This is a genomic window from Pseudomonas sp. NPDC090592, from assembly GCF_044769185.1.
In the GTDB taxonomy this organism is placed as follows: domain Bacteria; phylum Pseudomonadota; class Gammaproteobacteria; order Pseudomonadales; family Pseudomonadaceae; genus Aquipseudomonas.
In genome coordinates, this window is sequence record NZ_JBIVXJ010000054.1 from 1 (window position 1) to 13,499 (window position 13,499).

The 13,499-nt window shown below is 60.6% G+C and carries 3 protein-coding genes; all 3 read left to right on the plus strand.

What is annotated here, in order from left to right:
* A partial coding sequence (locus tag ACIQUI_RS28045) for a phosphopantetheine-binding protein (protein WP_403204252.1) occupies positions 1-498 on the plus strand: 498 nt, incomplete at its 5' end.
* A gap of 272 nt (positions 499-770) precedes the next feature.
* Complete coding sequence (locus ACIQUI_RS28050; protein ID WP_403204254.1) at positions 771-4,124, plus strand: amino acid adenylation domain-containing protein; 3,354 nt, start codon at positions 771-773, stop codon at positions 4,122-4,124.
* 22 nt (positions 4,125-4,146) lie between these two features.
* Positions 4,147-13,499: amino acid adenylation domain-containing protein (locus tag ACIQUI_RS28055; protein ID WP_403204256.1), on the plus strand; the 9,353-nt coding region annotated here is incomplete at its 3' end.

Below are 13,499 nucleotides of genomic sequence, written 5' to 3' on the forward strand. Positions count from 1 at the left end.
CAGGACGAAGGCGCACTGCGCGAAAGTCTGCGCGAAGCCCTCAAGGCCGGCCTGCCGGACTACATGGTGCCTGCGCACCTGCTGTTGCTCGACAAACTGCCAGTGACACCGAACGGCAAGCTGGACCGCAAGGCCTTGCCGCAGCCGGACGCCAGCCAGTTGCAGGGCGAGTACATTGCCCCGCAAAGCGAGCTGGAGCAGCAGATCGCGGCGATCTGGGCGGATGTGCTGAAGCTGGAGCGGGTTGGCCTGGGTGACAACTTCTTCGCGCTGGGTGGGCATTCCTTGCTGGCCACCTCTGTAATTGTGCGCATCCAGGAGCAAACGGGTGTAGCGGCCGAACTGAAAGAACTCTTCGAGTTCCCGGTGCTGGCCGACTTCAGCCGCCTGCTTGCGGGCAAGGCGCCAACTGTCGACACCACCCAGGACCAGCTGGCCAAGTCACTGGCGCTGCTCGACAGCCTGACCACGAAGGAGCTCGACGAGCTGATTTCCTGACGCCTCTGGCCCTTTGGGAGATTGCCCAGCCCATTGGGTTGCGCTGTCGCGCAGAGAACTGATGCCGGGCGCACCGCGTACCCTGTGGGAGCGGGCGCGCCCGCGAAGAATCCAACGCGGTGCATGGCACCGGCTGCGCCGGTGTTCGCGGGTAAAGCCGCTCCTGCAGGCGCTGCACGCTACTGCCCTTGAATTTCCGGCTAAATCCATGCCACCACTCAACCGTCTAACTACGGAGGAAATTGATGAGCTGATTTCTTAGGAGATTCCCTGTGCAAGAGCTGCTCGATACAGTCGTATCGTTGTCCACCCAAAAACGTAAGGCGTTGGCAGCCTTGCTCAAGAAACAAGGCGTGAACCTGTACGGGGTGACGCCGATCTTCCCGAGGGACCCCGAAGAGCCGGTGCTGCTTTCCTATGCCCAGCAGCGCTTGTGGATCCTGTCGCAACTGGGCGAGGTCAGCAGTGCGTACAACCTCTCGTCCGTCCTGCGTTTCAAAGGCAACCTGGACACCCAGGCCCTGCAACGCAGTTTCGAGGCCCTGATCGAGCGCCACGAAACGCTACGCACCACCTTCCAGCTGGAAGGGGAGCAGGCGGTTCAGGTGATCCACCCTCACATCCCTTTCGAACTGGCCATTGAAGTGCTGGAGCAGGCTGACGACAACCATCTGCGTCTGCGCGTCGAGGCCGAAGCGCACTTGCCTTTCGACCTGCAGCATGGCCCGCTGTTGCGGGTACGCCTGCTGCGGCTTGCGGCGGACGACCACGTGCTGGTGCTTACGCTGCACCACATTGTCTCCGACGGCTGGTCGATGCCGGTGATGGTTAACGAGCTTGTGCAGCTCTACCACGGCCATAGCCAGGGCCAGGCGGTGGAACTGCCGGTGCTGCCCGTACAGTACGCCGATTACGCCACCTGGCAGCGCAACTGGATGGAGGCCGGCGAGCAAGAGAAACAGCTGGCTTACTGGACTGCGCAGTTGGGTGATGAGCAGCCCGTACTGGAACTGCCCGCTGACCGCCCGCGCCCTGCCGTAAGCAGCTATCAGGGAGCGCGTGTCACGGTTGCACTGGATAACAGCTTGGCTGCGGCGCTAAAGCAACTGGCCCAGCAGCAGGGCGTGACCCCGTTCATGCTGTTGCTGGCCAGCTTCCAGGTACTGCTGCACCGCTACAGTGGGCAGCCCGACATCCGCGTCGGCGTGCCGGTCGCCAACCGCAACCGGGTCGAGACCGAGCGTCTGATCGGCTTTTTCGTCAATACCCAGGTGCTGCGCGCCGAATTCGACCTGACGATGACATTCAGCCAGTTGTTGCAGCAGGTAAAGCAGCGCGCACTGGATGCCCAGGCCCATCAGGACTTGCCGTTCGAACAACTGGTCGAGGCCTTGCAAGTCGAGCGCAACCTGGGCCACAGCCCGCTGTTCCAGGTGATGTACAACCACCAGGCCAAGGCCAAGGGCGAGCGCCGCAGCTTGCATGGGCTGGAGATGGAAGAGTTGGCCTGGGACAGTCATACGGCCAAGTTCGATCTGACCCTGGATACGTTCGAGCACCAGCAGGGTATTGGTGCGGCATTGACCTATGCGACGGACTTGTTCGATGCCGCGACCATCGAAGGCATGGCCCGGCATTGGCTGAACCTGTTGCAGGGGATTGTGCGTGAACCCGGGCAGCGGGTGGCCGACCTGCCGTTGATGGCTGAACATGAACGCACCCAGACGCTGCTGGACTGGAACCGCACGCAAACGAGTTTCCCCAGCGAGCGCACGCTGCACCAGTTGATCGAAGCGCAGGTCGAGCGCTCTCCGGATGCCATCGCCCTGAGCCTTGGCGGCCAGACACTCAGCTACCGCGAACTGAACCGCCGGGCCAACCGCCTGGCGCATCGCCTGCGCGAGTCGGGCGTAGGCCCGGACGTGCTGGTGGGGCTGGCCGTGGAGCGCAGCCTGGAGATGGTGGTCGGCCTGTTGGGCATTCTCAAGGCAGGCGGCGCCTATGTGCCTCTGGACGCTGAATCCCCGCAGGATCGCTTGGCTTATCTGTTCGAAGACAGCGGCATTGCCCTGTTGCTGACCCAAACCCATTTGCGCGCTGCCTTGCCTGCGCCAGCGGGTATCCAGTGCCTGGTGCTGGACGAACAAACGCTGACTGGCTACAGCGACGCCAACCCCGATGTGTCGGTTTCACCGCAGAACCTTGCTTACGTGATCTACACCTCCGGCTCCACCGGCAAGCCCAAGGGCGCGCTGCTGGCGCACCATAACGTGGTGCGCCTGTTCGCGGCGACAGAGGACTGGTTCGGTTTCGATGCCAGGGACGTGTGGACGGTGTTCCATTCGTACGCCTTCGACTTCTCGGTATGGGAGTTGTATGGCGCCCTGCTGTACGGCGGCAAGGCGATCATCGTGCCGAAGGATGTGGCGCGCTCCTCGCAGGACTTCCATGCATTGCTGGTAGACGAGCAAGTCACGGTACTGAACCAGACCCCTTCGGCGTTCCAGCAACTGATCCCGGTTGCTTGCGAAGCGGCGAAGGCAGGCCGGCAACTGGCCCTGCGCTATGTGGTGTTTGGGGGGGAGGCGCTGGATGTGAGCAGCCTCAAACCATGGTTCGAGGTATTTGGCGATTGCCAGCCACGGCTGATCAACATGTATGGCATCACCGAGACCACGGTGCATGTGACCTATCGACCGATTGCCCTGGATGACCTGAAAAAGGTCGGCAGCAGCCCGATTGGCGAGGTGATTCCCGACCTCAGCTGGTACCTGCTGGACGGTGCGTTGAACCCGATCGTACCGGGCAGCCACGGTGAGCTGATGATTGGCCAGGACGGCCTGGCTCGCGGCTACCATGGCCGCCCGGCGCTGACCGCCGAGCGTTTCGTGCCGAACCCGTTCGACGGGCAGGGCGGACGGCTTTATCGCTCCGGAGACCTGGCCCGTTACGCGGGGGATGGTGTGATCGAGTACCTGGGGCGGATCGACCACCAGGTGAAGATTCGTGGCTTCCGTATCGAACTGGGCGAGATCGAGGCGCGCTTGCATGAGCAAAACGGCGTGCGGCAGTGCGTGGTGCTGGCTCAGGATGGCCCGAGCGGCAAGCAACTGGTGGGCTACGTAGTGCCCGCCGACAGCGCGGTGGTTGGCAACCCTGAAGCGCAAGTGGCCTTGCGCGAAACGCTGCGTGAAAGGATCAAGGCCAGCCTGCCGGACTACATGGTGCCGGCCCACGTGCTGTTCCTGGCCGAGCTGCCGCTGACCGGCAACGGCAAGCTGGACCGCAAGGCGCTGCCACAACCGGATGCCGGCCTGCTGCAGGGCGAATACGTGGCCCCACAGAGCGCGCTGGAGCAGCAGATCGCGGTGATCTGGGCCGATGTGCTGAAACTGGACAGGGTTGGCTTGAACGACAACTTCTTTGAACTGGGTGGGCACTCGTTGCTGGCCACCCAGGTGATGGCGCGCCTGCAGATGGAGCTGGGCGTCAATCTGCCGCTCGGCCTGTTGTTCCAAGCCGCAGACCTGCAGACCTACGCAGCCATGATCAGTGGCCTGAATACCAATACCGATGCTGACCTGGATGACCTCCAGGACTTCATGAGCGAGCTTGAGGCAGTTTGAGATGCAAACAGATAACCGAAACATGGAACTGGTACAGCGCTTTATCGGGCTGCCTTCGGCACAGCGCAAGCTGTTTCTGGAGAAACTTGCATCAAAAGGCATGAGCCTGGCTCAGCTCCCAATTCCGCAAACCCGTCAGAACGCAGAATGGTTGCCGCTTTCCTATGCTCAGCAGCGGCAATGGTTTCTCTGGCAATTGGAGCCGCAAAGCTCGGCCTACAACATCCCCGCGGCCCTGCGGTTCAGCGGCGAGCTGGACATCGCCGCTTTGCAGCGCAGCTTCGAGGCCCTGATCGGCCGCCATGAAATCCTGCGTACCACGTTCAGCCTGGAAGACGAGCAGGCGGTACAGGTTGTTCATGCAAGCTTGAAGTTCGAACTTGCCGTGGAATGTGTGGCGCCTCAGGACCCGGTCATCTTGCAAGCTTGCCTGGAAGCTGAGGCCCAGCAACCCTTCGATCTGCAGCATGGGCCGCTGTTGCGTGCCAAGCTGTTGAAACTCGCTCCGCAAGAGCACGTACTGGTGCTCACGTTGCACCATATCGTTGCAGACGGCTGGTCGATGCCGGTGATGGTCGAAGACCTGCTTCGGCTTTATGAGGGAGCCAGCCAAGGGCATGACATCCAGCTGGCCCCGCTGCCCATTCAGTACGCCGACTACGCCATCTGGCAACGAGCCTGGATGGAGGCCGGCGAAAAGGACCGGCAACTGGAGTACTGGCAAGCCCAACTGGGCGACGAACAGCCAGTGCTTGAGCTGCCGACAGACCGTCCTCGTCCGGCCGTCAATAGCCAGCAAGGCGCGCGGCTGGAAATCCCCCTGGCTGCCGAGCTGACTTCTTCGATCAAACGGTTGGCACAGCAGCAAGGTGTTACACCCTTCATGTTACTGCTGGCAAGCTTCCAGACGCTGCTGCATCGCTATTCTGGGCAGTCTGATATTCGGGTGGGCGTACCGATTGCCAACCGCAACCGTGTGGAAACGGAGCGATTGGCGGGCTTTTTCGTCAACACTCAGGTGTTGCGTGCCGAATTCGAACTGAACATTACCTTTGCCGAGCTGCTGGAGCAGGTAAGAAAGCGTGCTCTCGGTGCCCAAGCGCATCAGGACCTGCCGTTCGAGCAATTGGTCGAGGCGTTGCAGCCTGAGCGGAGCCTGAGCCTGAGCCCGTTGTTCCAGGTGATGTACAACCACCAGTCGCAAACCCGCCAAGACAGCGCTCGCAGCCTACCTGGCCTGGTGATGGAGGAGCTGGCCTGGGGCAGCCATGTTGCCAAATTCGACCTGGCACTGGACACTTTTGACCATGAGACGGGCATCAGCGCGGCCTTGACCTACGCAACGGATCTGTTCGACGCAGCCACCATCGAGCGTATGGCCGCACACTGGGTGAACCTGCTTGCCAGTATCGTGATGCAACCGGACCAGCCTGTGGCGGGCCTGTCGATGCTTGACGGCCAGGAACTGCAACGCGTCCTTCGTGACTGGAACAGCACGCAGGCGGATTATCACGCCGATCAATGCATGCATCAGTTGTTCGAGGCGCAAGCCAAGGCAACGCCTGACTCACCGGCATTGCTTTTCGCTGAGCAGGCGCTTAGCTATGCACAGCTTAACGAGCGTGCCAACCAGCTGGCTCACAGGCTCCGCGAGCAAGGCGTAGGTCCGGATGTGCTGGTAGGTATCGCCATGGAGCGTACCCCGGACATGGTCGTTGGCCTATTGGCCATTCTCAAGGCCGGCGGCGCGTATGTACCGCTTGACCCGGAATATCCGCAGGACCGCATTGAGTACATGCTCGAGGACAGCCAGGCAATTTTGCTGTTGTCCCAATCGCACCTGCTTGCGCGCATGCCCGAGGAGTTTCATGCCAGGACGTTGTTGCTTGACCAGCTGTCCTTGGCAACATACCCCACCATTGACCCGGTTTGCATCACTCAGCCGGGCAACCTGGCGTACAGCATCTACACCTCAGGTTCCACGGGCAAGCCCAAAGGCGTACTGATCGAGCACCGCAACGTTACTGCGCTGATCGGCTGGGCACAGGGCGTTTACAGCCAGCAGGATCTCTGCGGTGTGCTTGCTTCCACGTCGATCTGCTTCGACCTGTCGGTATGGGAGCTGTTTGTCACGTTGTCGGCTGGCGGCTATGTGGTTCTGGCGGCCAATGCCCTGGAGCTGCCTTATCTGGCGGCCAAAGAGCGTGTGCAGCTGGTCAATACCGTGCCGTCAGCGATCAAGATGCTGCATGAGACCGGCGGGTTGCCGGCTACCGTACGTATCATCAACCTGGCCGGGGAGGCCTTGAAGCAGCCGTTGGTCGACGACCTGTACGCCACCGGGCATGTTCAGCAGGTGTATGACCTTTACGGCCCTTCGGAAGACACTACGTATTCAACCTTCACGCTTCGTACGGCCCATGGCAAAGCCAACATCGGCCGACCCATCGCCAACAGTTCGGTCTATCTGCTGAGTGGTGCTCTGGCGCCAGTGCCGGTGGGCGTGAACGGTGAACTCTACATGGCCGGGGCAGGGCTGGCGCGTGGCTATCTGGGGCGTCCAGGGCTGACTGCCGAACGTTTCATTCCAGACCCGTTCGACGAGCAGGGCGGCGGCCGAATGTACCGTACCGGCGACCTGGCCCGTTATCAGGCAGATGGCTTGATTGAATATGCGGGCCGTATCGACCATCAGGTGAAAATCCGCGGTTTCCGTATCGAACTGGGTGAGATCGAGGCGCGGCTACAGGCCCATGAGACTGTGCGCGAAGCGGTCCTGTTGGCGCAGGATGGCCCATCTGGCAAGCAACTGGTGGGTTATGTGGTACCGGTTGATGAGGCGCTGATAGGCACGCCGGTGCAACAGTCGGCGTTACGCGATGCATTGCGTTCCCGGCTCAAACAAAGCCTGCCGGAGTACATGGTACCGGCACAGTTGCTGTTCCTCGCCAGACTGCCATTGACCCCTAACGGGAAACTGGATCGCAAGGCGCTACCGCAGCCCGATGTCAGCCATTTCCAGGCCAGCCATGTAGCGCCTCGTTCGGAACTGGAGCGTGAAATTGCCGCGGTATGGGCCAGCGTGCTGAAGCTCGAAAAAGTGGGTATTACCGATAACTTCTTCGAGCTGGGTGGCGATTCGATCATTTCCTTGCAGGTGGTCAGCCGGGCGCGACAGGCTGGCGTCCAGTTCACGCCCAAGCAGCTGTTCCAGTACCAGACAGTGCAGGGCTTGGCATCCGTCGCCCGGCGTGCCGTCAACCTGACCATCGATCAGGGCGTTGTCACGGGTTCCATGCCCCTGACACCGGTCCAGCACTGGTTCTTCGATCAGGCGATTGCCCAACCCCATCACTTCAATCAGTCTGTACTGTTGGCACCCAGTGAGCAGATTGATGCTCAGCGGTTAAGTGCAGCGTTGCGCTGCGTACTGCAGCACCATGATGCCTTGCGCCTTGGTTTCGATCAGGTAGCAGGGCAATGGCAAGGCACTTTCCATGACGTGGATACCCATGATGTTCTGTGGGATCGCTCAGTAGACGACATCGAAGCGCTTTCACGCCTGGCTGATGAAGCTCAGGCCTGCTTTAACCTTGGCGGTCCGTTATTGAGGGCAGTGCTCGTAAGGCTTGCCGACGGCGCCCAGCGACTGTTGCTGGTTGTGCATCATCTGGTGGTGGATGGTGTGTCATGGCGCGTGCTGCTGGAGGATTTGCAAGTGGCATACCAGCTTCTTGCCGCTGGCCAACCGGTCGTCCTGCCGGCCAAGAGCAGTTCCTTCAAAGCGTGGGCCGAGCAGTTGCAACGCTACGGCAAGAGTGATGACCTGGCGCAAGAACTGGCCTATTGGCGGGACCACCTGCGTGATGCCGACGACGCCTTGCCTGTTGACTATCCGCAGGGTGGCAATCGCCAACAGGATGCTGCTTATGCCACCTCCCAACTGGATGCGCAGTGGACTCACAAGCTCTTGCATGAGGCACCGGCGGCCTACCGCACCCAGATCAATGACTTGCTGCTGACGGCCCTCGCCCGTGTCATTTCTCGCTGGACCGGGCGCTCTCAGGTGCTGGTGCGCCTTGAGGGTCATGGCCGGGAGGATGTCTTCGAGCAGATCGATCTGACCCGGACCGTGGGGTGGTTCACCAGTATCTATCCGGTGAAACTGGACGTGCAGCCGCAACTCGACAGCACGATCAAGACCATCAAGGAGCAGTTGCGCGCGGTGCCTGACAAGGGCATTGGCTATGGCCTGCTGCGTTACATGGGTAGCGATGAAAGCCAGAACACCCTTGCACAGCTGCCCAAGGGCGAAATCGTCTTCAACTACCTCGGGCAATTCGATGGCAGTTTTGCAGATGAAAATGCCTTGTTCCGACCTGCCAGGGAGTATGGCGGCGCAAATCAGAGCGAAGGGGCTGACTTGGGGAGCCTGTTGGCACTCAATGGCCAGGTTTACGCCGGCGAACTGAAAATGGGCTGGACGTTCAGCCGGGAACTGTTCGACGAGTCGACCATACAGCGCCTGGCGCAGGAGTACGTTCAGGAACTCAAGCAGCTTATCAGTCACTGCTGTGATGCAAGGCATCATGGCATTACGCCGTCCGACTTCCCACTGGCTGCACTCAGCCAGGCGCAACTGGACAACTTGCCGATCGATGCCGCCGAGGTGGCTGATATCTACCCCCTGTCATCGATGCAGCAGGGCATGTTGTTCCATACACTTTATGACCAGAGTGCTGGTAACTACATCAACCAGCTGCGGGTAGACGTTGAAGGCCTGCAGGTCGAGCCGTTCAAGCAGGCCTGGCAGGCTGCTTTGCAAGCGCACGATATTTTGCGCACCGGCTTTGTCTGGCAAGGTGACCTTGACCAGGCGGTACAGGTGGTGTGCCGTAGCGTCACGCTACCTTTCGAGGCGCATGACTGGCGCGGGCAGCCGGCACTCGAACAGGCGCTACAGGCACTGGCCGAGGGGGAGCGGCAGCGAGGCTTCAACCTGGATGCAGCACCATTGTTGCGGCTGGTGCTGGTGCGTACCGGCGCCGATCAGTACCACTTCATCTATACCCACCATCATATCCTGATGGACGGCTGGAGTACTTCACGCCTGCTGGGTGAGGTGCTCCAGCGTTACACCGGCCATTGGCGGGCGGGCAGTACCACGCATTACCGCGATTACATCGGTTGGCTGCAACGTCAGGATGGCAATGCTGCGCAGGCCTTCTGGAAAGGCCAGCTGGCCAACTTGCAACAGCCTACACGCCTGGCTCAGGCAGTGCGTTTGCCCGCAGACGGTCGATCGGCAGGCCATGTCGCGCTGCATGACATTTTTGACCGGCAGCAGACCGCTCGAATCGAAGCGTTCGCCCGGGCCAATCGAGTCACTGTGAATACATTGGTGCAATCGGCCTGGATGCTCTTGCTGCAGCGTTACACCGGCCAGGACACGGTTTGTTTCGGTGCCACGGTTGCCGGGCGCCCGGCTGACCTGCCAGGCGTCGAAGAGCAGATCGGGTTGTTCATCAACACGTTGCCAGTCGTTGGCTCGCCGCGCAGCGAGCAGACAGTAGGGCAATGGATCAACCAGGTTCAGGCAAACAACCTGGCCATGCGCGAGCTGGAGCACACGCCGCTTTATGAGATTCAGCGCTGGGCCGGCGCTGGGGGTGAAGCGCTGTTCGACAACATCCTGGTGTTCGAGAACTATCCCGTTTCCGAAGCATTGCAGCAGGGGGCGCCCAGCGGCCTGCGTTTTGGTGACGTAGATAATGTCGAGCAAACCAACTACCCGCTGAGCGTGGCAGTGGGGCTTGGTAACGTACTTTCCATCCGCTACACCCATGATCGGGCGCTGTGGAGTGAAAGTGCCATTCAAGGCATTGCTGGGCATATGCGCAATGTGCTGCTGGCGTTGATCGAAGATGCGACCAGGGCGGTGAGTGAGTTGCCGCTGCTCGATGAACAGGAGCAGCGTCTGGTAGTCGAGCAATGGAATCTTTGCCAGCCAACCGCCACGGACGGGCTCAGCGTCAGTGCCCTGATCGAGGCGCAGGTGGCACGGACTCCACAGGCACAAGCCGTGCGCTTTGCCGATGAATCGCTCACTTATCAGGGGTTGAACGACCGGGCCAATCAGTTGGCCCATGAGCTACGTGCGCTGGGCGTTGGGCCTGATGTGCTGGTGGGCATCGCCATGGAGCGAAGCCTGGACCTGGTCGTGGGTTTGCTGGCGATTCTGAAGGCAGGGGGCGCTTATGTGCCTTTGGATCCGGAATACCCGCGTGAGCGCCTGACCTACATGCTTGAAGACAGCGGCGTGCACCTGCTGCTGACCAACCAGGCCTGCCAGGCGAAACTGCCGGTGCCCGATCAGGTTGAATGCGTGTTGGTCGACCATGGCGTGCTTGGTATGGCTGAGGCCCCTGGCAATCTGCCAAACGTGACCGAACCCGGCAACCTTGCATACATGATCTATACCTCAGGGTCGACGGGCAGGCCGAAAGGTGCTGGCATCGATCAGCAGGCACTTTGTTCCCGCTTGTTGTGGATGCAAGCGGCCTATGCCCTAGGGGAAGACGATGTTGTGCTGCAAAAGACCTCGTTCAGCTTTGATGTCTCGGTGTGGGAGCTGTTGTGGCCGCTGACCTGTGGTGCCAGGTTGCTGTTGTCCCGTCAGGGTGATCAACGTGATCCGGCGCTGTTGATCGAGCTGATTCGTACCCATGGCGTGACCACCCTGCACTTTATTCCTTCCATGCTCAAAAGCTTCCTTGAGGCCGAGGGCCTGGCCCAGTGCCACAGCCTCAAGCGCCTGTTCTCAGGCGGCGAAGCGTTGGCCAGTGACTTGCTGAACAAGGCCCTTGAGTGCCTGCCACATGTGCAGATCTACAACCGCTACGGGCCGGTGGAGGCGACCATCAACGCGACTCACAGCCAGGCTTTGAGTGCAAGAAATGGCGATGTCGAGATCGGTAATGCGCTGCCTGATACACGCATTCTGATTCTTGACGCCGGGTTGCAGCCTGTACCTGTGGGTGTCTGCGGTGAGCTCTATATCGGTGGCAAGGCGCTAGCGCGTGGCTACCATCGCAAGGCACAGCTCAGTGCCGAGCGGTTCGTTCCCGATCCGTTCGCGCAGCACAGCGGGGATCGGCTTTATCGTACGGGTGACCTGGCCCGCTATCGCGTCGACGGTGCAGTGGAGTATGTCGGCCGGATCGACCACCAGGTGAAGATCCGTGGTTTCCGGATTGAGCTCGGTGAAATCGAGGCGTGCTTGCAGGAGCAGGCAAGCGTTCGCCACGCCGTAGTGGTGGCGCAAACTGGCCCGCAGGGCCCTCAACTGGTTGGCTATGTAGTGCCTGCCACCTCGGCTGGGCCAGAGATGGATGACGCGCAGCTGGCTGAGCTGCGCGATACGCTTCGTAGCATCCTCAAAGCGAGCCTGCCTGACTACATGGTCCCAACGCACCTGATGTTTTTGCAGCAACTGCCGCTTTCTCCAAATGGCAAGCTGGACCGCAAGGCGCTGCCGCAGCCCGACGCCAGCCTGCTGCAGGCAGATTACGTGGCGCCTGAATCGCAGTTGGAGAAACAGCTCGCTGCCATCTGGGCGGATGTCCTGAAGCTTGAAAAGGTGGGACTGACAGACAACTTCTTCGAGCTGGGCGGCGATTCGATCATCTCGCTCCAGGTCGTCAGCCGTGCCCGCCTGGCAGGCGTGCAATTCACACCCAAGGAGTTGTTCGAGCATCAAACTGTGCAGGCCCTGGCAATGGTAGCCCGGCGTTCGACTGGCCTGGTTATCGACCAGGGGCCGGTAACCGGAAGCATGCCCTTGACGCCGGTACAACGGCGATTCCTTGCGGTAGAGCTACCTGCGCGGCACCACTGGAACCAGTCGGTGCTTTTGCGTCCGGACGCGCCTTTGGATATGCCCGCCCTCACCACTGCCTTGCAAGCCTTGCTCGACCATCACGATGCGTTGCGTTTGCGCTTTGAGTGTACCGAGGGTGAATGGTCGGCATACTTTGCCCCCCAGCAGGCGCAGGCGGTCATTTGGCAACGTGCTCTTGAAAGTGTCGAACAGCTCCATGCGCTCGCCAACGAGGCGCAGCGTAGTTTGAGCCTGGAGCACGGCCCGATGTTGCGCGTGATGCTGGTGACGTTGCCCGATGCCAGCCAACGGCTGTTGTTGGTCATCCACCATCTGGTGGTGGATGGCGTGTCTTGGCGAGTACTGCTGGAAGACTTGCAGCAGGCTTACCAGGCCGCCAACGCCGGGCAGCCGATGAACCTGCCAGCCAAGACTAGCGCCTTCAAGGCTTGGTCGCAGCGCCTGCATGCTTATGCGGGCAGTGCTGAACTGCAACGTGAAATGGCTTACTGGCAAGCCAGCTTGCAAGGCACCGGGAGTGCCCCATTCCCGGTGGATCATGCCGATGGCCGTAACCTGGTCAAATATGCCACCTCGGTGGCGACCCAGCTCGACCCGGCATATACCCGCCAGCTGTTGCAGGAGGCCCCTGCGGCTTACAGAACGCAGATCAACGACTTGTTGCTGACCGCATTGGCCCGGGTTGTTGCCCGCTGGATCGGGCAGCCTGAGGTGGTTATCCGGCTGGAAGGGCATGGGCGCGAAGACCTGTTCGACGACATCGATGTAACCCGAACGGTCGGGTGGTTCACCAGCATCTACCCGGTGAAGCTGAGGCCCGCCACGCAAATGGCTGCCTCGATCAAGGCTGTCAAGGAACAACTCAGGGCTGTGCCAGACAAGGGCGTTGGCTATGGCGTGCTCCGTTACCTTGGGGGTGAGGAACAGCAGCGCGCGCTGGAGCTGTTGCCTCAAGGAGATATCGTCTTCAACTACCTCGGGCAGTTCGATGGCAGCTTTGCAGATGAGGCTGCATTCTTGGTTCCGGCAACCGAGCGATCTGGTGAAAGCCAGGATGAAAACACGCCGCTGAGCAGCCTGCTGGCTATCAATGGCCAGGTCTATGCTGGCGAACTGAAGCTGAGCTGGACCTTCAGCCGGGAAGTGTTCGAGGAGTCGACGGTTCAATGCCTGGCCGATGAATTCGCCCAAGAACTCAAGGCTGTGATTACTCATTGTTGTAACGCGGAGCATCATGGCGTTACACCTTCGGACTTCCCGTTGGCCGGGCTGACCCAGGTACAACTGGACAGCCTGCCGCTGGCTGCCGCCGAGATCGCTGATGTCTATCCGTTGGCGCCGATGCAGCAAGGCATGCTCTTCCACACGTTGTTTGACCAACAGGCCGGCAACTACATCAACCAGTTGCGTGTGCAAGTGCAGGGGCTGGACGTGCCTCGCTTCAAGCATGCCTGGCAGGCAACTTTCGACGCCCA